22 protein-coding genes are annotated in these 25,617 nt (G+C 48.3%); 20 read left to right on the top strand and 2 right to left on the bottom strand.

Translation table 11 applies throughout. The features are described 5' to 3' along the window. Positions 1–18: 18 nt before the first annotated feature. The 6 genes from tamL to G459_RS0100865 are packed head-to-tail and all read left to right on the top strand — an operon-like array spanning position 19 to position 6,053. A complete protein-coding gene (gene tamL, locus G459_RS0100890; RefSeq protein ID WP_026965937.1) occupies positions 19–2,436 on the top strand; it encodes a translocation and assembly module lipoprotein TamL in 2,418 nt (805 codons plus the stop codon). Positions 2,437–2,443: 7 nt separating this feature from the next. Beyond that, complete coding sequence (gene hemF / locus G459_RS0100885) at positions 2,444–3,352, top strand: oxygen-dependent coproporphyrinogen oxidase (RefSeq protein ID WP_026965936.1); 909 nt, start codon at positions 2,444–2,446, stop codon at positions 3,350–3,352. Then, positions 3,352–3,927 carry a phosphatase PAP2 family protein gene (locus tag G459_RS0100880; protein WP_026965935.1) on the top strand — a complete coding sequence of 192 codons (576 nt, stop codon included), beginning with the start codon at positions 3,352–3,354 and terminating at the stop codon, positions 3,925–3,927. Before hemF ends, G459_RS0100880 begins: the two co-directional genes overlap by 1 nt. A 10-nt stretch (positions 3,928–3,937) precedes the next feature. Further along, the gene (locus tag G459_RS0100875) at positions 3,938–4,522 is read left to right on the top strand and encodes a Crp/Fnr family transcriptional regulator (RefSeq protein ID WP_035454822.1); all 585 of its coding nucleotides are present in this window, start codon (positions 3,938–3,940) and stop codon (positions 4,520–4,522) included. 52 nt (positions 4,523–4,574) lie between these two features. Beyond that, positions 4,575–5,834 carry an MFS transporter gene (locus G459_RS0100870; protein WP_026965933.1) on the top strand — a complete coding sequence of 420 codons (1,260 nt, stop codon included), beginning with the start codon at positions 4,575–4,577 and terminating at the stop codon, positions 5,832–5,834. A 12-nt stretch (positions 5,835–5,846) separates the two neighbouring features. Further along, positions 5,847–6,053 (top strand): hypothetical protein, encoded by a 207-nt coding sequence (locus tag G459_RS0100865; RefSeq protein WP_035454820.1) that lies wholly within the window; start codon positions 5,847–5,849, stop codon positions 6,051–6,053. A gap of 197 nt (positions 6,054–6,250) precedes the next feature. On the opposite strand, the gene G459_RS0100860 is transcribed toward G459_RS0100865, so the two are convergent. Both G459_RS0100860 and G459_RS0100855 read right to left on the bottom strand, forming a co-directional pair. Then, positions 6,251–8,713: a TonB-dependent receptor gene (locus tag G459_RS0100860; RefSeq protein ID WP_026965931.1), complete on the bottom strand. Its 2,463-nt coding sequence runs from the start codon at positions 8,711–8,713 to the stop codon at positions 6,251–6,253. A gap of 160 nt (positions 8,714–8,873) precedes the next feature. Next, positions 8,874–10,367 carry a sugar porter family MFS transporter gene (locus tag G459_RS0100855; protein ID WP_245588103.1) on the bottom strand — a complete coding sequence of 498 codons (1,494 nt, stop codon included), beginning with the start codon at positions 10,365–10,367 and terminating at the stop codon, positions 8,874–8,876. Positions 10,368–10,734: 367 nt separating this feature from the next. Between G459_RS0100855 and G459_RS0100840 the strand changes: the two genes are divergently transcribed. From G459_RS0100840 to G459_RS0100765, 14 genes are all read left to right on the top strand, one after another. Continuing rightward, positions 10,735–11,328, top strand: a complete 594-nt coding sequence (locus G459_RS0100840) for an AbiU2 domain-containing protein (RefSeq protein ID WP_026965928.1) — start codon at positions 10,735–10,737, stop codon at positions 11,326–11,328. A 362-nt stretch (positions 11,329–11,690) separates the two neighbouring features. Continuing rightward, positions 11,691–12,257 (top strand): hypothetical protein, encoded by a 567-nt coding sequence (locus G459_RS0100830; RefSeq protein ID WP_026965927.1) that lies wholly within the window; start codon positions 11,691–11,693, stop codon positions 12,255–12,257. Between the two features lie 507 nt (positions 12,258–12,764). Beyond that, a complete protein-coding gene (locus tag G459_RS30120) occupies positions 12,765–13,088 on the top strand; it encodes a DUF2834 domain-containing protein (RefSeq protein WP_035454818.1) in 324 nt (107 codons plus the stop codon). A 564-nt stretch (positions 13,089–13,652) separates the two neighbouring features. Continuing rightward, positions 13,653–15,182: an arylsulfatase gene (locus G459_RS0100820; protein ID WP_026965925.1), complete on the top strand. Its 1,530-nt coding sequence runs from the start codon at positions 13,653–13,655 to the stop codon at positions 15,180–15,182. A 591-nt stretch (positions 15,183–15,773) separates the two neighbouring features. After that, positions 15,774–16,457 (top strand): response regulator transcription factor, encoded by a 684-nt coding sequence (locus G459_RS0100810; protein WP_026965923.1) that lies wholly within the window; start codon positions 15,774–15,776, stop codon positions 16,455–16,457. Then, positions 16,454–17,722 (top strand): sensor histidine kinase, encoded by a 1,269-nt coding sequence (locus tag G459_RS0100805; RefSeq protein WP_026965922.1) that lies wholly within the window; start codon positions 16,454–16,456, stop codon positions 17,720–17,722. Before G459_RS0100810 ends, G459_RS0100805 begins: the two co-directional genes overlap by 4 nt. 62 nt (positions 17,723–17,784) lie before the next feature. Then, positions 17,785–20,124, top strand: coding sequence for a TonB-dependent receptor (locus G459_RS0100800; RefSeq protein WP_026965921.1), 2,340 nt, complete (start codon positions 17,785–17,787; stop codon positions 20,122–20,124). Between the two features lie 314 nt (positions 20,125–20,438). Next, a complete protein-coding gene (locus G459_RS0100795; protein WP_026965920.1) occupies positions 20,439–21,095 on the top strand; it encodes a hypothetical protein in 657 nt (218 codons plus the stop codon). Between the two features lie 150 nt (positions 21,096–21,245). After that, positions 21,246–22,445, top strand: coding sequence for a BamA/TamA family outer membrane protein (locus G459_RS0100790; RefSeq protein ID WP_026965919.1), 1,200 nt, complete (start codon positions 21,246–21,248; stop codon positions 22,443–22,445). Between the two features lie 121 nt (positions 22,446–22,566). Beyond that, the gene (locus tag G459_RS0100785; protein ID WP_026965918.1) at positions 22,567–23,037 is read left to right on the top strand and encodes a hypothetical protein; all 471 of its coding nucleotides are present in this window, start codon (positions 22,567–22,569) and stop codon (positions 23,035–23,037) included. A 19-nt stretch (positions 23,038–23,056) separates the two neighbouring features. After that, positions 23,057–23,695 carry a DUF4136 domain-containing protein gene (locus G459_RS0100780; protein WP_051315008.1) on the top strand — a complete coding sequence of 213 codons (639 nt, stop codon included), beginning with the start codon at positions 23,057–23,059 and terminating at the stop codon, positions 23,693–23,695. Beyond that, positions 23,695–24,288 carry an outer membrane beta-barrel protein gene (locus G459_RS28750; protein ID WP_026965916.1) on the top strand — a complete coding sequence of 198 codons (594 nt, stop codon included), beginning with the start codon at positions 23,695–23,697 and terminating at the stop codon, positions 24,286–24,288. Before G459_RS0100780 ends, G459_RS28750 begins: the two co-directional genes overlap by 1 nt. A gap of 77 nt (positions 24,289–24,365) precedes the next feature. After that, positions 24,366–24,917, top strand: coding sequence for a DUF4136 domain-containing protein (locus G459_RS26555; RefSeq protein WP_051315007.1), 552 nt, complete (start codon positions 24,366–24,368; stop codon positions 24,915–24,917). Positions 24,918–24,925: 8 nt separating this feature from the next. Next, positions 24,926–25,585: a hypothetical protein gene (locus G459_RS0100765; protein WP_026965915.1), complete on the top strand. Its 660-nt coding sequence runs from the start codon at positions 24,926–24,928 to the stop codon at positions 25,583–25,585. Positions 25,586–25,617: the final 32 nt, after the last annotated feature.

The following is a 25,617-nucleotide window of genomic DNA, read 5'->3' as shown; positions in this document are numbered from 1 at the left end:
CCTTCAGCTTATTCCGATTTGAAATCCTCCAAATATATACTTTTTATCACTCTTCTGGGGCTTTGCATCGGCTGTTCACTTACCAAAGACCTACCGGAAGGCCGATATGCCGTCTATGAAAACGAGATCACCGGTATCGAAAAATCCGAAAAGGAAGACCTCTACGGCTTGATCGAACAGGAACCCAACACACGGTTTCTCGGCGGATCTCTCGGGGTCACGATCTATCGGATCGGCGAAAATTTCTATGACAGTACCAAAGTAGCCGCGAAGCTGTCACTCGCAAATGAAAAATTGTCCGCGATCGAGCTCGCCAGAGACACCCTGCCTGACGACAAAAAACTCCGGAAGAAATCTGAAAAGCTCAGCTCACAGATAGATGGCCTGGAGAAAAAACTGGAGTTTGGCAATGCCGTCATGCGTACGGGTAATCCACTCGTAGTACTGGATAGCGCAGAGACCGAAACGACCGTCGACAACCTCAAAGGCTACCTGGTCAATCATGGCTATTTTGATTCAGACGTGGCGTATGAGGTAGAAACAAAGAAGAAAAAAGCTTTTGTCACCTATCAAGTCACCGAGGGACAGCCCTATGTCCTCGACTCGGCGTACACCCGGACAGACAATCCCGAGATCATCAAATTACTCAATCAGACATCCAAGTCTTCTCTGCTGAAGGAGGGAGAATACTACAATCAGGACAATATCGCCGGTGAGCGCAATCGGATCGAAGAACTGTTGAAAAACAACGGTTTCTACATGTTTTCGAAGTCGTACATCAACTACATCGCCTATCAGGACACGGCTACCAAGACGATCAAACTGGAGCAACTGATCCAAAAACCGACGTTTACAGACAAACACGAAGTGTACACGATCGACTCGATCGCTTTCCGAATCAATCCTCCCAGCAACGAATTTGTAGATCGACGGGTCCTGGAGAAATACCGGGACATCAACTTTTCTTTCTACCACAACCACTACTCTGCCAAGGTCCTCGCCTCGAGAATCTTCCTCCAGACCGGCCAGCCTTACAGCAGAACCTCCGCGATAGAGACCCAGCGCCAACTGAGCAATCTGGACTTGTTTCGCTTTGTCAACATCACCTTTGATACGCTCGGCACTTCGCTGACTGCCAATATCTTCACCCAGCCCAACCAAAAATACCAGCTGACCAACCAACTCGGGATGACCATCACTGAGCAGTTGCCGGGGCCTTTTTTCAGTACTTCTCTGCGGAACAGAAACTTCTTTCGAGCCGGTGAAATCCTGGAATTCAACTTTCGCGCGGGCCTGGAGGGAGTTGCCTCGGCGACCGATCAGGGTGTCTACCAAAGTTCCGAGATCAGCACGGGCGTGACAGTGATCTTCCCCCGATTCTTGATCCCTTTTGCCCCAGGCACGCTGGAAAAGTACGGGCGCTACAATCCCAATACTCGGACGAGGCTAAGCTACATCTACACCAAGCGCCCTGAATACACCAGAAACTCCGTGAACGGACAGTTTTCCTATACCTGGGCTACCGCCAACAACCGGGTACTGTACACGCTGAATGCTGCCGATCTGAGCTACATCCGCACCCCAAAAATCCAAGATGAATTCCTCCAAATCCTGGAAGACCTTCAGAATGAGGGCAACAACCTGATCTGGTCTTTTCTACCCTCTTTCATCAGCAGCATCTCGGGACAATCGATTATCAATTTCAACAAATACGGGGATTTCAACTCAAAAAAAGCCTCTTTGCTTCGGCTCTTTGCAGAAAGCGGCGGTACCACGCTCAACTTTTTTGACGTCAGAAGCAACAGTGAACCGGATATCGAATACGCCAACTTTCAGTGGGTCAAAACCCAGATCGATTTCAGGCGCTATTATCCGCTGGATGAAAAACAAAAACTTGCGTATCGGCTCAACTTCGGCTGGGCAATGCCTTATGGCGTCAGTGCAGGAATCCTCCCTTACGAAAAATACTTCTTTGCGGGAGGTGGTACGAGTATCCGGGCTTGGCAAGCCAGAAGGTTGGGCCCCGGCAGCTATGTGCCGATCACAGGGGAAGAAGGAGAATACGACTACACCAACGAGCAGCCGGCGGAGATGATCCTGGAGAGCATGCTGGAATACCGGAGAAAGCTCGTCGGCTACTTTGACATGGCCGTGTTTCTGGACTTGGGCAACAGCTGGGTGGTCGGATACGATGCCGCCCGGCCTGGAGCAGACTTCCGATGGGACCGTTTCTACAGAGAACTTGCTGTCGGCACCGGCATCGGCTTACGGATGGACTTTGATTTTCTGGTCGTCCGACTCGACTTAGCCACCAAGATGGTCGATCCAGCAAGGCCCATCGGTGAGCGATGGGTGCTGGACAACATTTCTTTCCAGCGACCCTTTGGGGTCAAAGGCCAAACAGTGCTTAATTTTGGGATTGGCTATCCTTTCTAAACGCAACATGAGTAGAAAAACAAAAACCGAAATCGCCGAGATCTACCGTCAAATACAGGATCACATCTGCGCCGGACTGGAGCAGGGAGATGGGCAGGGCAAGTTTGTGGAAGACCGATGGACGAGGGAAGATGGCGGCGGCGGGCGCACACGGACATTCCAAGGCGGGGCGATCATCGAAAAGGGCGGCGTGGCATTTTCGGAAGTTCATGGACCAACTCCGGAAAAAATCCTCAGGAAACTCGGCTTGAAAGAAGCTGAATTCTTTGCGACCGGCGTATCGATCGTGTTGCACCCCTATAGCCCCATGGTGCCGATCATCCACATGAATATCCGGTATTTTGAGATGGACAATGGCGTGCATTGGTTTGGAGGCGGGATTGACCTGACTCCACATTACGTCGACGCCGCAGACGCCAGGTATTTTCATCAAGAAGTGAAAGCGGCCTGCGATCAGTTTGACGCTGAATATTATCCCAAATTCAAAGCCTGGGCGGACGATTACTTTTTCGTAAAGCATCGAAACGAAACCCGCGGGATCGGGGGAATATTCTACGATCGGCTCAGTGCGACCTCGGATGATCACTTCCAGCAAATCCTCGACTTCAGCCTGGAACTCGGCCGGCTTTTCCCGAGAGTCTACTCTCATTTCATGCAGAAAAACTCCAAGATCCCCTACGGACAGGAAGAGAAAGCCTGGCAAAATCTCCGCAGAGGCCGCTATGTGGAGTTTAACCTAGTCTGGGATGCTGGAACCAAGTTTGGACTCGACACCAATGGCCGGACCGAGAGCATCCTGATGAGTATGCCGCCACAGGCGGAATGGACCTATATGCATCAACCCAAGCCGGGCAGCCCGGAAGAATTCACCCTGAACCACCTGAAAAAGGGCATCGATTGGTTATCTTTTGAGTAATGATCGAAACGCTGAAAAAATGGGATGAGGAGTTTTTCCTCTGGCTCAATTCACACCACGTGGACTGGCTGGATCCGATCATGTTTCAGATCTCCGAGACGATCACTTGGGTTCCGCTGTATGTTTATCTGATCTGGCGGATCTTCAGGCAGGACCGGGTAAATGCCTGGTGGGTTTTGGGCGGCGTCGCTCTGACTATCCTGGCTGCCGATCAGCTGACTTCGGGCTTTCTGAAGCCCTTTGTCGAGCGACTTAGACCATGTCACGACCCGCGATGGGAGGACCTCATGTACAATTACGAGCGGTGTGGCGGGCTGTATGGTTTCGCTTCTTCCCACGCCGCCAACACCTTTGGAGTTGCGGTCTTTCTCAATCTGAAGCTGAAGGGAAAAGTCAAAAACCTCGGCTGGCTGTATCTCTATGCGGTGGTGGTCAGTTTTTCCAGGGTTTATCTGGGAGTCCATTATCCATTCGACATCCTGGTAGGCGCATTGATAGGTGCTGCTTTCGCCTGGCTCGTGTGGTTTTTGATCGTCTTTATCAAGCGGGAGCTGATCAAACGAGCCCTGAAATAGCGCCGAACTTATGACCGACAAAGGCCAACTGGCGGGTTTCTTGGATGTCCTTTACCAAATCCAGCCCCTTTCCACCGAGGCGGTGGATGCGGTGCTTTCACTTTGCTCACTTATTCCGATCCGCAAAAATCAAAACCTCCAGGAAATCGGTCGGCGATGCAAGACGATTTACTTCGTGAAGGAAGGATTGGCGAGGATTTTTTACCTGAAAGACGGCGTTGAGGTCACGGAATATTTTGCCTTTGAAAATGACCTGATCATCCGCGCGGAAAGTCTTTTCACCGGCAAACCGAGCAAGAAAGCTATCCAGGCTTTGGAAAATACCGTCTTTATCGGGATTCCTGCGGAGCCACTCTTTTCACTTTTTGATCAGTCCCCGGAGATTGAGCGCTTGTTTCGGAAGGTCATCGAGCAGGCTTATGTCGCCACGGTTCACCGCATGGAAACCATCCAGTTTCATTCGGCAGAGGAACGGTACGCGCAACTTTTGGATGAAAAACCTGATTTCATCAAGCGCATTTCGCTGAAGCACATCGCCTCCTACCTGGGGATCACTCAGGTCAGTCTCAGCCGTATCCGGGCTGCAGTCCGCTGATTATTTAACATTTGTAAAAGGACGGGGAATCGCCTGTTGGGACTTTTGTCCCATGAAACAAGAAGGTTCAGCGGTTGCCCTGGGTTTGCGTCAAAACTGGCGGCAGTTTTCGCTGCTGGTCCTGATCAATGCTTTTGTCGGAGCCATGATCGGTCTGGAGCGCTCGATCTTTCCGCAATTCGCTGCGGAGGTCTTTGGACTCGAATCCAATCTTGCCATCCTGTCCTTCATCACCGCATTCGGCTTGAGCAAGGCTGCCGCCAACTACTTTTCGGGAAGGCTTGCCAACAGTGTCGGGCGAAAAAACCTCTTGCTCATCGGCTGGGTGATCGCGTTGCCCGTCCCGCTGATGCTCGCCTTCACCAGCCATTGGCACTGGGTGATCGTCTCCAACATCCTGCTCGGCATCAGTCAGGGGCTGACCTGGAGCAGCACGGTCGTCATGAAGATTGACCTCGTGGGTGAAAAAGACCGGGGATTAGCGATGGGGCTGAATGAATTTGCCGGGTATCTCGCCGTCGGAGTCTTCGCTTTTGTCAGTGCTTACATGGCCCAGCGGTATGGGATTCGGCCTTATCCCTTTCTCTTGGGCGAGTTGGTCGCGCTGACGGGTCTGCTCCTGACAATATTGTTTGTAAAAGACACCGGAAGACATGTCCTGGCGGAGTCTGCGAGGTATTCGAAAGCAAATTTGAGGGGCATCTTTTGGGAGACGACTTTCCGGAACAAGACTCTGAGCGCCATCACCCAAGCCGGGCTGGTCAATAATCTGAACGATGGCATGATCTGGGGATTGCTGCCGGTTCTGCTGATTTCACTGAATTTCCCGCTGGATCAAGTGGGGCTTATTGTGGCAATTTATCCCACAGTCTGGGGAATAAGTCAACTTTTCACCGGGAAGATGGCCGACATTCTTCCTAAGAAAAAGCTGTTATTCTGGGGAATGTTGCTGCAGGGATTAGCGATCCTCTGCTTGCCTTTTGCGCAGGGATATATCCTTTTCGTGGTCATCTCAGTGGCTTTAGGATTGGGCACCGCAATCGTTTACCCGACGTTTTTGGCGGCAATTGCTGAAGAAACACACCCTATACAGCGGGCCGAAAGTATCGGGACTTTTAGGCTGTGGCGGGACATGGGATATGCGTTCGGAGCGATACTTTCTGGCTTTACGGCAGACCTGTTTGGTATCAAATATGCGATAATTCTCATAGGCCTGCTCACTGTCGGATCCTCTTTGGTTATAAAACTCAGGATCCCAGACAGGCACAACTCAAGAAACTATCGAAAAAATCTTTCTACCACAGACCCCTAAACCATTATCAAGATGAGAAAATTAAGATCAATTCTGACACTGACTCTGGCGTTCGGCTTCTTTGCTTCGGTAGCCTTTACCTCCTGCGGGGAGAAAAAGGCGGAAGACGAGGACAGCATGGAGCAAATGGAAATGGAAGAACCGGCAGAGCTGGAGCAACCGGCTGAAGTCGATACGACCACCTACCCCACTGACACTACTGCAAATCCTACCAACTAGGATGTGACTACAAGCGGATTGATTACTTAACACAATCTGTACAGGGCTGCGTAATTGCAGCCCTTGTTTTTTTGCCAGGAATCTGATTTTCACTTAAAATCATTTTACAGTTTCAGCAAGGACAGGCCTTGCTCCGTTCCTAAAAGTCCGGAAAATCCCCCGAAGTCAAGAGCATCCCATCAGTCCCAAGTCTCCTCTCAAAACTCCTTCTCCCCAAACTCACTCTTCACAAATTTCGCCCTGTTCTTGGAAGAATTGAGCGTATAGGACAAGTTGAGCACAATCACGTCCACCTCATAGATGTAGTTGGTCGTGGTGAAAAACTCCCCTTCTCGGTACGTCGTGATTCTTTGTTCATTGCTCTTCAGCGCGCCTAAGTCGATGTTTTGCCACAGCAGATTGGCGGTGAGTCGGTTGTCCAGCCAGGATTTTTTGATGGACAAATTGGGATTGTAGAAGCGACCGTCTTCCCCCTGGGCAGTGACCCGCTTGGACAGGTAGCTGAAAGAAGCCTGAAGGGATACGGTCGGGAAGATCTCAAAACTCGAAGTCAGATTGAACGAGTAAACCCATGACGAAGTATCAACTGGTCGGTCATCAAATTCGCCTTTGATCGAGTAGTAATAGCCGTTGAATCCTGCAAAGAATTTCCACCAATCGGCTGGATAAAGCTCTGCTCCAAGGTCGATTCCGGTGGATTTTCCGGTGCCGACATTGGAGTAGATTCGGTTTAAGATCGTGTCATTGTACACCGTGTTTACACGGTTGACCAGGTTCTTGACCCGAGAATGATAGGCTGTAGCATAGAAGCTATTGTCCTTCCAGTTTTTCACCATGCCGACCTCCAGGAGGTTGATAAACTCCGGAAGGAGCTCGGGATCACCTTGCTCCAGCGTCTCGCTGTGTTCGCGCTCAGGAAATGGATTCATCTTGAAGGTTGTAGTCCGCTCCACACGTTGGCTGAAATTGGCTTTCAGCTGCAACTCCTCATTGACTTGATATCCCAGATTTGCGCTCGCAAAGGGACGCAGATAGTCATAGACATACAGCGTGTCCAAGGTGCCCGCTTTGTCCTTCAGCCAGAAGTCACGGTCCATCATTTCCACCCGAAGGCCGGCTCCATAGCTGAACTTGTTCAATTTCTTATCCAGTTGGAAATAGGCGGAATGGATCAAATGCTGGAGGTCAACATTGCTGGAAAACTCAGGCACGAGTTCAAACTCGCCGCTTTCATTGTTTTTCCGCTCGTAGACGAAGTCGCCCTTGTGGTCCAGATTGCGGTATTGGTATCCGACCTGCAGCTGACCGATAGTGAGAGGTTTGAACGTATAGTCGAGATTGACTCGCCAACCATTCAGCGGATTGTCATTGGTGTTGTATTCGTCCTGATAGACTTGTGTCATGTCGGGATATCCGAGATTTCGGTTGATCGTGGGGCCTCCGAGCATGGTGTATTCGTAAAGGAAGGAGGTGCTCAGCTTTGAAGAATTCTCAAACGTATGCGCATAATCCAAGCTACCAAGGACAAAATCACCGCGCCGGTTTTGCTCGTTGGCATTGAAATACTGCATGGTGTAGAGATCCTGGCCATTGACTTCTGCATGGTTGTCGTAATACAGGATGTCAGCTGTCCGGACCTTGTCCCGCACTCCGGCAAAGAATCCCAGGCTGAAGGCATCGTTCTGATTTGGATTAAACCCGACGGTAAATCTGCCGGAATAATTTACCTCATCGGTACTCCGCTCACCTGCGGAAGGGAAATAGGTAGTCGTATCTCCGCTGATCGTGTAGACTTCGCCAATCCTACGACCCGCCAGATCATTTCGTTGGTAACTGGCTCCTAAAGAGAAATCCCATTTCCCCTTCAGGTAATTGAGATTGAAATCACCCCCGTACCGCTGTGGATTTGACGCATTGTCATAATTTTCGACGGGTGGGAATCCCAGCCTGGAGTTGAATTGCAGGTACAGCCCGTCGGTAGTTCCTTTTTTGGTCGTGATGTTGATCATTCCTGCTTTCCCTTCGGAATCATACCGGGCAGACGGCGACGAAATCCATTCGACCTTTTCGATCCCATTTGCAGGTAGCTGGCTAAGTATCATCATCGGATCTCCTTGGACCGGCTTACCGTTGAGCATCACCACAAATCCTGTCGCTCCCCGGATGGAAAGCTGACCTTCTCCGTTGATGCTGATCCCGGGCAGATTTTTGAGGATATCCGTCGCGCTTCCGCCTTGGGCCGCTTCAAAATTTTCAGCTGAATAGCTCTGCTTGTCGAGCTGAAAATCCGAAGTAATCTTTTGTCCCTGCACGTCGACCCCTTCCAGCTGCTGCAGATCCGGGCTTAGTCCCAAGACTCCCAAATCACGTTTTTCATTCTTACCCAAATCGAAAACCGGACTTCCGAGCGTGCGAAAACCGATGAAGCTCACCTTCAAATAGTAGCTGCCGGGTCCGACGTTTTCAATTAAGAAATCACCGTTCACATCCGTGATGCCGCCCTCGACGAGGGTGCTGTCCCCACTCTGATAGAGGGCCGCGCTGGCAAACTCAATCGGGCTTCGGGTCAGTTCGTCGAGCACTTTCCCCCGTATCTGGCTTTGGCCATAGGAGCAAAAGACGCTGGCAAATCCGAGGCAGAAGATCAGAACAAATCGCATGTGTTCAAATTTCCGGTAAGGTAATCCCTTGAACGCTTTTCACGAATCGGATTTCCATGAATAAATAGGTTGGCCAAGTTATTTTTATGTAGTGCGACTTCCAAAACCCGCCCAGTTCTGTTCCGATTTGAAAGGGCAAAATCGGGGCTGAGACCACCGATCACTGCAACTCCTTCTCCAGCTGCTCCAGCGTCTTCCCCTTCGTCTCCGGCAAGATCCACCAGATCACCAGAAAACCCACCGCGCAGATCACGCCATACAGCCAAAAATTATTGGCCCAGCCAAGGTTCTCTTTGATCGCCGGAAAGGAATACGTCAGCGTAAAATTCCCAATCCAATGGGCCAAAGCACCGATGGAAATAGCCGCTCCCCGCACCCGCGTCGGGAAGATCTCCGAAAGCACCACCCACAGCAAAGGCGCCAGTGAGATCGAGTAAAACATCACATTCAAGAGCACCAAGATCACGACCGAATTGCCGCCCAGATCCGCATAAAACGAATAGCCCAAGCCTGCGTACAGCAGCGTCATCGCCGCCAGACAAACCATCAGAATGGACTTTCGCCCGTATTTATCGACCGTGGCAAAGGTCACAAAGATCGAGGCCACCATCACCCCGCCGATCACCACGATATTGAGCATCATCTGCTTGAGCGTGAAGCCTGCAGCAGTAAAAATATCGGCTGCGTAGTAGATCACCACATTGATCCCGCTCCACTGCTGGAGGAAGGCCAGGAATATCCCCAGAGCCAGGAGTTTGAGCACATTTTTTTTGAGGAGCTCTCCCAAGTGGACTTCGCCAAGATCCCCTTCGCTCAGGGTAGAAAGCGTCTCCGCCACGGAATCTCTGGCATAGTCGGCTCCCCCGATCTTGGTCAGAACCCGATAGGCCTTCTCTTGCTGGTTGTTTTTGATCAGCCAGCGGGTGCTCTCCGGCACGAAAAACATCAGCACAAAGAACAATACCGCCGGAACGGTCTCCGCACCAAACATCCATCGCCATCCCTCCTGCCCGCTCCAGCTGGTGGCAATTGCCGCAAAATCCGCATTTTCCGCCAAGTCCGTATCCAACAGCGAAATCTGCCAGTTGGCGACCTGGGCCAAGAGCACCCCCAGCATGACCAGAAACTGGTTGATCGTCACCAGGCGGCCACGCTTCTCCGGAGGCGCCAGTTCGGAGATGTACAGCGGGGACAGATTCAGCGCAATGCCCATCCCTACTCCGCCGACGATTCGGTAAAAGTTGAAACCCCAAAAGGTCTCTGCCAAGGCCGTCCCGATGGCCGAAACCGTAAACAGCATCCCGGCAAAGATCAGCAGGCGCTTCCGCCCGAACCGGTCACTCAGAAAGATGCAGAGGATCGCCCCCACCATGCAGCCGATCAATGCGGAGCTGGTCGCCCAACCCTGATCGGCGGCTGAGGTGATGTTGAAATACGGTTCGTAAAAGGGCTTGGCCCCACCGATCACCACCCAGTCGTACCCGAACAAGAATCCGCCCAAGGCGGCGGTCAGGCTGATCAGCCAGATATAGGTTTGGTTGTAGGGATAGGTTTGGGCCATCGATGATTTGGGAGAAAGGGTAAATCCGCCCCAAAAAATACCGGAAAATCTGAGAGATACAATCCTGCTGGGGAGGATTGTGTGGTCTTTCAAGGCTGACATTTCCCGTCTCCTCGCCAGCAAATCGCTTTTCGTTTTCAGGGAAACTAATATCTTTAGATAAAAGAACCCAAAATGGAAAAGCCTCTGGGAATATTTTTCAGCATCAACCGTCTCGACCGTGAAGTCGATACATTGGGGTATGGGTTGACGGAGGAGGAAATTAGGATAGTGGAGAGGGAAAATACAATTTACTTTTAATGCACCATGAGAAGTTATAAGGAGATAGAAAAGTATCTTAATGATGTTGAGCCAATTTTAATAGATTTAAAAATTGTTTCCAAATATTTAGGAACACTTGAGAAGGAGGATGAAAAATGGGCTAGTAAGCATGGTTTTTTTTACAAACTATATTTCACAAATGAAATTTGTTTGTTCAATTCAATTATGTAAGTTATTAATCGATAATGATAGCCAAAAATTAAATTTTCCAAGATTTTTAAGAAGACTTGAGGCAGATTTCAGAATAAAAGAAAATAAATCTGGAAATTTTAAATCACTTAAGGAAAAATATTTTTATGAAAATATGAAGGATATTAAAGATAACATTCCTTCTTTGGTTATATTAACTAGGGAAAAAATTGATAGCAAACTGGAATTGATACAAAAATTAAAAGATGTAAGGGATAAAATTTATGCCCATACTGATCCTTCTTCAAAAGATAAATATATTTCATGGCAAGAAGTTTATGATTTAAGCATTTTAGCAGTCGATGTTTATAATACTTTAAATGAGAAATTGACATTCACAACTCTATATCTTGAAATGTTGGAGCCTTGGAGTCCAAAATGGATATTGAGAGACTTGCTAAAACTAGAAATTGTAGGTGATTTACACCTACCTCAGCGTAGTCTATTGCCTTTCAGCTTCGAGGTTCCGTGGACGCGGGGTGGAATTTGTAATTACCCCCACCTCGGCGTAGCCTACTGCCTTTCTACTTTGAGGTTCCATTGACGCTGGGTGTAGTCCGCGATATTATCGGGAGCATCTACATCTTTCTATTTTTTGGATCCCCTACAGTTGTCGGGAGTAATTCCATTTTCCCTCTTGCTCCGCACCTCAGATTCGACTGAAATCAGCCAGGCCTGAAAGGCCGATTTCCAAACTCAAAAACCATCCACCAAATCGGGCCTTCAGACCTTTGTCCTTTGCGTGTGCCCCACCTTTCCCGGAGCTCAACCGCTCCGGGCTGCTATAAATCAAGCTTTCAGCCTGGGTGATATTTCTTTCCAACCGGGTACTTCCCCTTAATTCATTGATTTTTAAATAATATTTATCATTTTAGTAATTACAGTCGGTGAAACTGCTCAGGCATTATGCTTAAAAAAGTTGCTTTAAAATCCATCTTATTCCTTCTGTTGTTGGCTTGTACGGGTGAAGATATCCTTCCGGTAGGGACAGAACTATTGACGAATGCCAATCTATCTTATTATCCTGATTCGGTCATTCCTTGGACATCCTACCAATCTGGAAATACTGAAGTAGGCGTGAGCAAAGAGGTATTTATGACTGGAAATCGATCCTTGTTCATCGAAAATCTTGATAGTTTGAACTCTGGCTCCGCAACTTGGACTCAAACTTATTCTGGCCCTATGCCTGCCCCAGGAAGTAGTGTGGAGCTGACAGCATTCATTAAGGGGGTCGATGTCAAGAATTTGACCGAGGGCAGAGTAGGAGTCAAGTTTCGGGTATATCCTGCAAGTGATCGTAATGGCTCTTCCGCAGTGATTTTAGATTTACAAGGTGATTTCGATTGGACGCTTATTAGGACCACCTTAGATAATTTTCCTGCCGATGCAGATTTTATAATCGTCGATTTATCTTATCCATCCTTGACTTATGGCAGGATTTATTTTGATGAAATTTCGCTGAAGGTAAAATAATTTGGACGAATTAGTTTTTCAAAAATTGACTGAAAGTCTTTAATAAGATGTCGCCCACATCAGCTTAGTCTATTGCCTTTCGCTTTCGAGATCCGTTTGGCGCTGGGTGTTTGCCATGATTCCTATCGGGAGTCAGGCCTGAAAGGCCGATTTATCCCAACCCAGTCCGCTAGGGCTGGGTTTTTCAATCCAACCGATCTCCACTAGGCCTGAAGGGCCGACTTCCTAACTCAAAATCCTCAACCAAATCGGTCCTTCAGACCTCTTCCGCTTTGCATGTGTCCTGCCTTTTCCCGGAGCTCAACCGCTCCGGGCTGCTATAAGTCAGGCTTTCAGCCTGGGTATTTCCCGGAAGGGTGTCGAACTTATCTCAATTTCAATTGCCAAACCCATCCAAATTCCCGAAATTCAGTCATCCATTTTTCCGCGAAATCTGATTTTTATAAAGACCATCACTTAATTAATTTCATTTGCATATCCTTTCTACAAAAAATATCCTTCAACGAAATGAAAAAATTAAAACTGGTTTATCTCGTGCTTTTCGTAATAGGCTCAATCATCCCGACCTATTTTTTTGTTCAATTTCTGAATGAAAACAGTTTAGACCCAAATGCATTCGGGAAGGCTATTTTTGCATCAAACCCAGCGGCTGATTTCAGTTCGCAGGTTTTTATAAGTTGCTTGGTGTTTTTTGTATTTATGTTCGCTGATTCAAAAGGAAAAAAATCAAATAGAAACATTTTCCTGATCGTGCTGACTTTTGCCGTTGGTTTAAGCTCGTCCTTGCCGCTTTACTTATATCTAAGAGAGAACAAAACAGTAAATGGATAATAATATTCCAAGTCATTGAGAGAAAATTCATTCTACCGTCCATTTTCCCTCTTGCTCCGCACCTCAGATTCGACTGAAATCAGTCAGGCCTGAAAGGCCGATTTATCCCAACCCAGTCCGATTGGGCTGGGTTTTTCAATCCAACCAATCTCCACCAGGGCCGACTTCCTAACTCAAAAATCCTCAACCAAATCGGTCCTCAGACCTCTTCCCCTTTGCATGTGTCCGGGCTGCTATAAATCAGGCTTTCAGCCTGAGTATTTACCTACAAGCCTGAGTTTATAATTCAGCTTATTGAATTGGAATGAGGCATTCCCCCCATTCCAAAATGGTATTTCGACTTTCTTCCGGGGCTTTTGGCTAAGATTGGGCTATCGTATTCAATGCTGAAATTCAAATGCTTCTGATTTTTCTAAAGGTTGGCTCATTATTGACATCTTCATGATTAATATCAGTTTCTCAGACCCAAAATATTGAAACCGATTAAACTACCTTTCCCTAAAAGAATTGTGACCTTTTTTCTCACAAGTGTCATCCCTCTTCATCAACTATTCAATTCATTCTATGAAAAAAATCCTACTTACCCTTGGGATTGCTTTGGTCTTTGCGACCCTAAGTTTTTCCCAGGAAAAGAAACCCAACATTCTGGTCATCTGGGGAGATGACATCGGACAGTTTAACATCAGTGCCTACAATATGGGGATGATGGGATACAAGACTCCAAACATTGACCGAATCGGAAGAGAAGGAGCAATTTTTACTGATTGGTATGGTCAGCAAAGCTGCACAGCCGGTCGGGCAGCTTTCATCACCGGTCAATCACCAATCCGAACAGGTCTTACCAAAGTGGGTCTGCCTGGGGCGCCGGAGGGGATGACGAAATTGGATCCGACGATTGCCACTGTGCTAAAAGCTCAAGGCTATATGACTGGTCAATTTGGTAAGAATCACTTGGGAGATCTGGATGAAATGCTTCCTACCAATCACGGTTTTGATGAATTCTATGGTAACCTCTACCACCTCAATGCCGAAGAGGAACCTGAAAATCCGGACTATCCAAAAAACCCTGAATTCAAAAAGAAATTCGGACCCAGAGGCGTGATTGAAAGTTACTCTGATGGAAGGATAAAAGATACAGGACCATTGACCAAGAAAAGAATGGAAACCATTGACGAAGAAGTCAATACAAGAGCAATGGATTTCATGGAGAGGGCTGCAGAAGCTGATAAGCCATTTTTCATCTGGTGGAACAGTACCAAGATGCACATCTTCACGCACCTGGTTGACAGCTTGAACAACAAAACCGGATTGGGAATCTATGCGGACGGCATGGTCGAGCATGACAGGCAAGTAGGAGTTATTTTAGATAAACTTAAAGAACTTGGTTTGGAAGAAAATACCATCATCATGTATTCTTCTGACAATGGTTCCGAATCATTCTCATGGCCTGACGGCGGAACAACCATGTTTAGAGGTGAGAAAAACACCCAATGGGAAGGCGGATATCGGGTACCTACTCTAATCAAATGGCCAGGTGTAATAAAGCCAGGTACAATCGTGAATGAAATCGGGGCGCACGAAGACATGCTGACTTCCTTCGCTGCTGCTGCCGGTGCTCCTGATGTAAAACAAGAATTGCTTTCCGGAAAAAATATCGGTGGAACAACTTATAAGGTTCATTTGGATGGATATAATTTGATTCCCGCGTTGAAAGGAGAATCCGCGTGGCCTCGCCAGGAGTTTATCTATTGGACCGATGACGGAAGTGTTGCAGCACTTAGATTCAACAACTGGAAGGTTACATTCTTACGCCAGGACGCTCATGGATTGAAAGTTTGGCAGGAACCTTTCACCGAACTTAGAGCTCCAATGCTGACTAATCTTAGAATGGATCCTTTCGAACTGGCGCATGAAATAGGAATGGATTACGGAAAATGGTTTGTTGAGCATATGTTTACGTTCGCTCCTGCAGCGGGGTATGTAGGTCAATGGCTGCAAAGCTTCAGAGAGTTTCCTCCAAGACAAAAGCCTGGAAGTTTTAACTTGGACAGAGTCATGGAATCAGTGACTCAAGGGTCTGGAGTCAACAAATAAATAATCTGACTACTACAGGCAGAAGCCGGGGCAATCAATATGATTGTTCCGGTTTTTTTTTAGACCCTCACCTCGGCGTAGTCTATTGCCTTTCAGCTTCGAGGTTCACTGAGCGCTGGGTGTAATTTGCTCTCCCTGCAATCTACCTCAACCCTAATATCCTTCGGAATTTGTAATTCCTACCTCGCAAGTTCAACCCCATTCGGGGTTGTCGTCAACCTTGTTAATCGTCATTCCCTAGGTTTCACCTAGGGCTATTCAGAAGTTCGATCCTGTGAGGATCGTTAAAATCACCCAATTCGATCACTTCCAGATTGCCAAAATCCCGACCCCGACAGGGGTCAAACTTCTCAATAGCCGCGGGTGAAACCCGTGGAAAACGACAAGACGACGATTTCCCCGACCCCGAAGGGTGTCGAACTTTTTCCTTCCAAGGCTATTTCCAAATTGGGAGGGGAACTTAGGTCGAGCGGTACCGCAATCAATCTTTCCAACTTCAGAATTCCTTCAAAGCAATGCAGTAGATTTTCGGCAGTTTGGTCTTTCACCCTTATCTTAATCCAGCAAGACCGGCCTAAAAATCACCTGTCAATGAAAATACTGCTCGTAGAAGACAATCCCGAACTCACCCAAAATGTGGTCAATTACCTGTCCGGGGAGGGGATTATCTGTGAGACTGCCCAAAACCTGTATGAGGCTCAGGATAAAATTCTATCCTTCGACTACGACTGTGTCCTGCTGGATCTCATGCTGCCCGATGGCAACGGGCTCGAGCTGCTCGAGATCATCAAGTCCCAAAAGATCGAAACCAGCGTCCTGATCATCTCCGCCAAGGATGCCCTGGATGACCGACTCAGGGGTTTGGACGAGGGAGCCGACGATTACCTGCCAAAGCCTTTTCACCTTTCGGAGCTGCTGGCGAGGTTGAAGGCGATCTTTCGGAGGTCAAAGACGGGCGGATTTGATGAGATTGTGTTCAATGAAATCACGATCGAAATCCATCAGCTTTTGGCAAAAGTAAACAATCAGCCGCTGGACCTGACCAAGAAGGAATTTGACCTTTTGCTCTTTTTTATCACCAACAAAAACCGCGTCCTTGGCAAGCAGGCCATCGCCCAGCACCTTTGGGGCGACTACACGGACGACTTGGCCAACTTTGACTTTGTCTACCAGCATGTCAAAAACCTGCGAAAGAAGATCACCGGAGCCGGTGGCAAGGACTACATCAGCACCGTGTATGGCATCGGATACAAATTTGACCCGCTTGTGTCATGAAAAATAACCGCATGCAACTGATCAATATCATCACCCTTTGGTACTTGGGAATTACCTTGGCGGCGCTGCTGGTGGGGGGCTTTTTCATCTACAACAAGCTGGGGTCAGAGATCGACTTTGAGCTCGGCATGGAGCTCACCCGGGAGATCGACGCCTATGCAGAACGCATCGAAAAAGGTGCCCCTCCCAACAGGCTTCTATACGACAAGCTGGAGATAACCGAAATTCCTTTTGACCTCCCGATCGAGGAGCTGCATCTGCGTGACACCCTTGCCTACCACGATCCCATGAATCGAAATGAGATCCAGCTGAAGGCCAGCAAATCGTACAAGATCGACGGAAAGCACTATCGGATCTCCTACTACAACCTGGTCGTCGAGGCCGACGACATCACCGAAACTGTCGTGGTGACCATGCTGTCTGTCTTTGCGATCCAGCTGGTCTTTATCGGCATCTTCTTCCGATTTATCTCAAAGAAAATCCTCAGCCCGTTTCACAAGAGTCTGGATGCGGTTCAGGGATTTAGCTTTCAGAAAAACGAGCCTCTGCAATTCACCAAAAACGGAATCTCTGAGTTTGAAAAACTCAACGAGTTCCTCGAGCGGATGTCCAAAAAACTCCTGACGGACTACCGCCAGATCAAGGAATTTTCAGAAAACCTTTCCCATGAAATCCAGACACCCTCAGCTGTGATACGGGGCAAGCTGGAGCACCTCATGAACGGTGAAATCACCGGCGAACAAGCGGATCTGATCCACTCTGCCTACCAAAACAACGAGCGGATCAACCGGATCGTGAGATCTCTCGGAATGCTCGCCAAGCTGGAGAATGAGGAATTTGAAGCTCCGCAGACACTGAATCTGAGTTCCTACATCCAGAAAACACTGGACGGCCTGGATGAGCTGATCGAGATGAGATCGATCCAACTCAGCACCGAGATTGATCCAATGGTCTGGCTGGAGATCCATCCCTTCGTGGCAGAAGTCCTGCTCACCAACCTGATCGGAAATTCCATCAAGCATAATATCGATCATGGCTCAATCCACATCGAGCTCAATCCAGACCACCTCCGGATTGAGAACTCCGGCAAAGCACCTAAAAACGACCCGGAGGAATTCCTGGAAAGGTTTAAAAAAGGAAGCGAACTTCCTGATTCCATCGGCCTGGGCCTGGCTATAGTCAAGCAGATCTGCGTCAATTACGGATTCCGGATATTTTATTATTATGAAAACAATATGCACGTGATTCGGATTCTGTTCAGGTAGTCAACTTCAAGATTGATACAAATTCTAGCCTTAGACTTGTATCAAAACCAACAAGCTGCCCGATGAGAACCTCCAGATTTTTCCTTTTTGCATTTGTTTACTTTGCACTGCCCACGCTGGTTTGGGCGCAGACTTTCCAGATCTCTGGGACCCTGAAGGATGGGGATCGGAAGGAGCCATTGGGTTTTGTGCAGGTTGCGGTATTCCAGGATGGTGAGGCAACTGAGCCGGTTGCCTTTTCGGATTCGGATGAAAACGGAGACTTCACGCTGGAAGTGGCGCGGGGCACCTACACCTTCAAGGCTTTTTTCCTGGGATTCAAGGATCAAATCATCCCCGATGTAAAAGTCTCCGGGAATGTGGACTTGGGGGATGTGATGATGCAAAATGAGGCAGAAAACCTGGAAGAAGTCGTCGTCCAAACCTCCAAGATGCCGGTCCGAACCAGTCTGGAGGGCATCACGATCACCCCGGAAAACAACATTGCCAACGCCGGCGGCACGCTGCTGGACATCCTCCGAAATACGCCTTCCATCTCTGTGGCAGAAGACGGCACCATCGCACTGAGAGGAAGTACCGGCACCAATATCCTCATCAACGGGAGAAACTCCTCCCTCACCCAAAATCTGGATCAGCTTCCCGCAAGTGCTGTCGAAGAGGTCCGGGTGATCAATAACCCGAACGCAAGATTTGACGCCGAAGCCGAAGGCGGGGTGATCGATATCATTCTAAAGAAAGGCCAGGATCTTGGAACTCACGGGGGCTTGGAAGCGACCTACGGCACCAGAAACCGGACAAATGTCGGAGGCAGAATCAATCACCGGACATCCAATTTTAATGTCTTTGGAGGATACAACTATCGGGATTGGAAAGATGTCGGCACCAGAGAATCCACCCGAATCATCGCGGAAGATCAGGAAACTCTGACGCAAAACACCGACAACACGAGCCGCGAAAAAGGTCACAATATGAACTATGGAGCGGACTACTACTTTGGAAACAATGTACTGAGCTACGAAGGGGTCTATCAGTACGGGCAGAATTTTCAGACGAATACGCTCTATGCGGAGCTGGATCGGATGGGCGAAACAGGAGAAGATGAATCCTTTGACTATGTCAGGAGAAATACGGAAGACGAAATTGACGAAGGACTGGACAACGCCCTGATCTTTGAGCATAACTTCAAAGACAAAGGGCATTTGCTGCGATTCACTGCCAGCCATTCCTATCGTAACCAATTCAAAACCCAGCGGATCGAGATCTTTGGAAACACCTTGGACCCAGCTCCTGACAACCTAACTGGCCAGGAAAGAGCCTATACCGATGAGGTCAGAAACATCTCCGTCTTCCAGTTTGACTACATCAAGCCCCTGGAAAATGGAAAGTTTGAAACGGGCTTGAAGTCGAACATCCGGAAGTTTGACAACGACTACCAATACCTGAGATTTGATGAGACCAGCCAGGAGTTTGTCGAAGATCCGGCTGTCAGCAACCGGTTTTTGTATCAAGACCAGATTCACGCCGGGTATGCAGTCTTCTCCTCTACCCGACCCAAGTTTGAGTATGCATTGGGTCTCCGGGGTGAATTGACCCGCGTGGACACCTATCTGGAAAACACCGACGAAGACAATCAGCAGAACTATTTCAATCTGTTTCCCAGTCTGCAGACGATGTACAATCTCAATGATCACCATTCCCTGAAATTCACCTACAGCCGAAGAATCGACCGTCCGACAGCTTGGAGACTGAACCCGTTCCCGGACATCACGGATTCTCTAAACATCCGTCGGGGAAACCCAGACCTGCAGCCCGAGATGATCAACTCCTTCGAGTTTGGTCACTTGGCGAATTTTGACAAGTCAAGCTTCACCACGAACCTCTTTTACCGAAAGGTCAACGGGCAACTGGATTTCATCACGATCGTGGAAGACGGAATCTCCTATTCTCAGCCGGAAAACCTGCTTTCCTCCAGCTCCTACGGAGTCGAGTTCATCGGCGTCGGCGAGGTCAACGACTGGTACTCGCTCAACGGTGGGGTGACGGTGTTCCGGATCGAGGTGGATGGGTCCAATATCAGCGAGGAATTTACCAATTCGGGGTTCTCATGGAATGCCAAATTGACCCAGGATTTTAAGCTGCCGTATGGCATCAATCTTCAACTGGCGGCCAATTATGATTCACCCGAGGTTGAGGCACAGGGAAGAGACCTTGCCCAATATTACTTGGACGCGAGCTTGCAGAAGTCATTTTTTGAGGACAAAGCAAATCTATCACTCAGTCTCAGAGACGTGTTTGACACCCGCCGATTTGCTGGAAATGCAGTCACCAATTCGTTTTCTCAGGAATTTTACGCGAAACGCGAGACCCGCATCTTGTTGATGTCGGCAAGGTTCAACTTTTGAAAAAGCCGGGCTTGATCCGAAGCAAGCTGAGGCTGCTGCGAAGGTGCTTATCAAAAAAGCGACAGTGAATCGTCGTCGATGAAACCAGTAGAACCGAATTTTTTCTAGATCGCACAAAACGGATAGACTGCCAAGCCGAAACTTTTCAGGGCTATCTTCTGGAATCTTGTTGAAAATCACCAAACCGCATACCTGTAGATGATTTTTATCATGAATTGAAGGAAAAGACTGTCTCATATTTGTTTAGGGATGCCCCTTGATTTTAAAAATCGACTCCTTTATATTTTGAAGACTAACAAGCAAAGACCCCTATTATGAAAAAAATTACCATGCTATTTGTTTTGGCCCTGGCAGCCGGAACAGCTTTTTCCCAAGAACTTCGTGTCAATACCTATGCTGGCTACGTGTTTGACGACAAGGTGGAAAGCTACTACTCCGCTACTTCGTATTACGACGGTAAAATCCTGGGAGGCTTCAGATGGGGTGCAGGTATCGAATACCAGCTACCCAACACCACCAAAGCCTTTGAACTTCAGTACTTGAGACAAGACACGACCGCTCCCGTGACCTATCTCGATTATGATGGATTTGGTAATGACGTTAAGAATACCACTTTCGACCTGTCTACCAACTGGATCATGCTGAACGGCACCAACTATTTCCCGGTAAGTGAAGTGGCAGAGCCCTACTTTGGCTTCGGCATCGGAATGGCCATCTTTGACACCTACAATCCGGACAACAAAAATGAAAACGGCGCCACAAAATTTGCATGGGCACTTCGTGGCGGTTCTAACTTTTGGTTCTCTGAGAAAGTCGGCTTAAAAGTTCAGGCTTCGCTCATGTCAGCCGTACAGGGTGCTGGCGGAGGACTTTATTTCGGTACTGGCGGTGCTGGCGCGGGGGTTTCTACCTACTCTACTATGTATCAGTTTGGATTTGACGGCGGCCTCGTCTTCCGATTCCCTCAATAAATAACATTCCGGGGGAAAGCCGGTCTTTCCCCCGTCCTTCTCCTTATTCCCCAATTATTTTTTTCGGATTGGCAGCAATTACTTCTTTGAATCGCGCTCTAACCCTTAGATTGGATTGAAAATAGCCACTAGCCAACCCAATCCAGCTCAATGAAATCAGGTCTCCTCCTCGGACTCTTTCTTCTTGTCACCCTGCAGCTTTCGGCGCAGTCAGACTCGATCAGCTATCAACCCAATAAAATCCACCACTTCAAACTGGTTCCCCTACCGGCAATCGGCTCGAACCCAGCCAATGGTTGGCTCTTTGGTTTGGCGCCCTCAGCGACCTGGTACATGGGTGATCCGCAGACGACCAAGATGTCCAACTTCGTGGGCAACTTCCTCTATACAACCAAGAAACAGTGGATCTTCAGCTCACGCAGCAATATTTTTCTCAATGAAAATAAGACCATCCTCATCGGTGACTGGCGGTATTTTATCACCTCCCAGCCCACCTACGGGCTCGGTAGCAGTACGCCAAATGAACCAGCCGAAAACCCCAGCCAGCCCGGAGTCTGGTGGGGTGAGCAGCAGATGGACTTTCGCCTGATCCGATTTTACGAAGCGATCCTCAAGCGCATAGGTGATTCCAAGTTCTACTTGGGAGCGGGCTATCATCTGGACATTCATTCAAAGATCGAAACATTCCAAGAGGAAGAAATCGTCGGGGAATTGGAGTTTTCCCACGATAGGTATAACACTGAAATGGGCTTTGACACGGATAAGTACACGGTATCCGGCGTCAGTCTCAACATGGTAATGGAAAACCGGGACAACTCGGTGTCGCCATATGAAAAGAACTTCGGATGGATCCAGTACAAGATCAATCCCGGTTTTTTAGGCTCTGACCAAAGTTCCAGCCTGCTACTACTGGACTACCGGCACTACATCAACCTGAGTGAAAAACGGAAAAGAAACCTGATCGCGCTGTGGGGATTTGGCAACTTTGTGGTATCGGGAAAGGTGCCCTACATGAACCTGCCAGGGATCGGCTGGGATATGTTTGGCCGCTCCGGCCGTGCGTACGCCCAGGGGAGATTCCGTGGGGAAAGCATGGTTTATACCGAAGCAGAATGGAGGTTTCCGCTTCAACAAAACAAGGAAACCTTCGGAGGAACGGTCTTCGTCAACGCGGCAAGCTTCAGCAGCAAGACCACCCAGGAAAAACTCTTCAACCAATTCAACCCAGGGTACGGACTGGGACTGCGGGTGATGATCAACAAGCAAAACCGGACGACTATTTCGGCAGATTATGGCTTTGGACAAAAGGGAAATTCCGGCTTTTACCTGAATGTAAACGAAAGCTTTTAACAGTATTTAGCGATAAAATAAAGTTCAAAGCTGATTTTAATCATGAATTAATTTTTAACAATACGCCAGCTTTACTAACGAATCTTTACTCATCTTTTTCCAAATACAATTATCTAAAATCATGAAAAAACTACTACTCGTTGCCGTTATGCTGTTTTCAGCTGGTATCGCTGGCTCATTTGCCCAAACTGTCGATGAAGAAATCAAGCTAGTTCAGGAAGCTTTTGGCAAAGACAAAAAAACACTGATCGAGTCTTACATGGGACTTTCGCCGGAGAAAGCAGCTGCGTTTTGGCCAGTCTATGATGAGTTTGAGATCGCCCGAAAAGAAATCGGCAAAGAGCGAATCATGATCATCAACGACTACATTGAGAAATTCACCCACATCGGCGACGAAGAAGCTGATGCGTTGGCAATGCGCTCATTGAAGAACGATGCTGCTCTGAACAAACTCTATTCTTCTTACTATTCCAAAGTCAAAAAAGCAACTTCGGCGATCGACGCAGCGAAGTTCATCCAGATTGAATTTTACATTACCAACACCATCCGAAACGTAATCCAGCAGGAATTGCCATTCGTCGGAGACATCTAAATTACCCCAATTACCTTTTATGGTTGATTTTATTAAGCGATCCAGCTTCGGGCTCCTTCTGGTTTCAGGTTTGATAGCCTGCTCTCCGGAAGGAGCCACTTTCGTTGAAGAACAAGACGTAGTCTATACTAACTACAACAAGGATTTCAACTTCTCTTCCAAAAGCACCTACGCGCTGCCAGACGAAGTCATCAGCATCTCCAACGGCGGCTTAGCCGGAGATACTGACCAACCCGACTTCCTGCCTCCACAGCTTGCAAACCCTATCCTGGCCACCCTGAGGAGCAACATGAATGCTCTGGGATATCGGGAAGTGGCCGAATCTGCAAACCCTGACTTGGTGCTACTGCCTGCTGCCCTGCAGACGACTGAAGTGTATTATTACTACGATTGGTGGTATTGGAGCTGGTATTATCCAGGCGGCGGAGCAGGCTGGTACTATCCGGGCTATTACCCTCCTACGGTGACGTCGGTGAGATCGGGTAGCATTTTCGTTCAGATGACCAGTCCAAAGGATGTCGATAGTAACAACAATATCGCGGTTAACTGGATAGCCATTGTCAATGGACTTCTTGAAGGAGAACCAGGTGACGCCGCCAATCGAATTGACAGAACCCTCGATCAGGCATTTTCCCAATCACCCTACCTACAGAAATAATGAAAAAGTATCTGATCTTATTTTCCCTGCTGGTAGGCTTGGGAATATCTGCGAAAGCACAGCGTTCTTTATATAGCGTTAACTATACAGTGACACTTCCTACCGGAAATACCGCGGATTTTATTGACGTGGTTTCGGGTAGAGGTTTTGCCCTGGAATTCCAAAAATTCATCAATGACCATGTGGCCATCGGTGGAGAATTTGGACATTCTACGATCTTTGAGCGGACTGAAAACGAAGTATATACCCGGGAGACGGCATCGCTCTCCGGTATCCAGTATCGGTACCAGTATGCCTATCCAATCATGGCCACAGCGGCCTATTATCATTCGTTCACCGACTTGATACGTCCCTACGCGTCTTTCGGCATCGGTACCATCGCCAACAAGCGGACGATCGAAATGGGCATGTACAAGTCAGAGGACACGCATTGGCAGTTTGGCTTCCGACCCGAACTGGGTGTCCTGATCCAGCCGGCCGATAATGTCGCGTTCCGTGTCGGGGCAAAATATTTCGGAACCCTGGAGGGCGGTGGATTGGAAGGCCAGTCAAACTTGAGTTTTAACATCGGTTTGGTTATCTTAAACAATTAACACGGTGGTCGATTAGAAAACCCGGTCTTGCTCTCGGTCAAGGAAAAGAAATCAAACCTAGAACAACTCAAATTCTCATGAAAAAGAATCTGTTTTCTCCCGTTCTCGCAATGATTTTACTTTGCTCCTGTGCGCCTACCCGGGTTGTAGTCGAAGAAGGCAAGTTTGCAGACTTCAAATTGAGTGCTCATTCTACCTTTGATTTTGCTCAGATTGACATCCCAAATGACAGCCTTGTCTCCTATTCAGAAATCGTGACGATGCTGAAGGAAGAAATGGCAAATGCACTGGAATCTCGGGGACTGACACAGGATACGCTGAACCCAGACCTGCGGATCAACTTGGGCTTGGTCGTCGAAGACAAAGTACAGACGCGGGAAACCAGCGTCACTACCGACCCATTCACCTATTCCGGACAGCGGAGCTACAACTGGGAAGTCAGAGACATTCCCGTAAACACCTACCGCGAGGGAAGTCTAACGGTCCATTTTGTCGAGAAATCCGGAAATGTGCTGGCTTGGGCCGGGACGATTTCGGAGGTAGTACCCAAAAAACAGGAAAACAAAAACGAAGCAGTCAGAACTGCAGTTGAACAGATTTTTAAATACCTTGATATCAACAACAAATAAAACTCTTTATGAAAAAAACATCTTTTCTCGCGGGCTTAGCGCTCGTTTTAGCCTTGGCATCCTGCGCTCCAAGCACCAAGATAAGCGGCTCTTGGTCAAGCCCGGACAAGCCGGCAAGTCCTTATAAAAAAATCCTCACAGCCGGATTGACCAGCAATCTGGTAAACCGACAGGCTTTTGAAGAAGAGCTTGTCGCTACTCTCCAAGAAGACGGCGTCGAAGCTTCCAGCAGTTTGACCCTCATCCCACTTGGATCTGCAGCTGACAAAGAAGGAATGGCCAAAGCCATCAAGACTGTTCAGGATTCGGGCTATGACGGCATCTTGACCGTCGCTCTGCTGGATCAAACTTCTGAAACCCGCTACGTGCAGGGCAGTACCGCCTACGCTCCAATGGGCTATGGTGGATACTACGGAAGATTTGGCGGATACTATGGCTACTATGGCGCCATGACGTATGATCCGGGATACTATACCACGGACAAGCTTTACTACATCGAAGTAAACTTGTACGATGCCAAGACTGAAGCGCTGGTATGGTCTTCTCAGTCAGAGACTACCAACCCAAGCAATCTGGAGGCGTTCTCACACACCTTTGCTGGGGTGGTCGTAGACCGTATGGTCAAAGACGGCATCATCGCTGTTGCTCCAAAGCCTGCGAAGAAGTAATAAGCTTCAGCCCAATGAATCAAAGGCCAGCC

Origin of the sequence: Algoriphagus terrigena DSM 22685 (assembly GCF_000429445.1) — a bacterium.
Classification (GTDB): Bacteria; Bacteroidota; Bacteroidia; order Cytophagales; family Cyclobacteriaceae; genus Algoriphagus; species Algoriphagus terrigena.
Note: the sequence above shows the minus strand (reverse complement) of the source record. Positions and strands in the feature narration are given on the sequence as shown.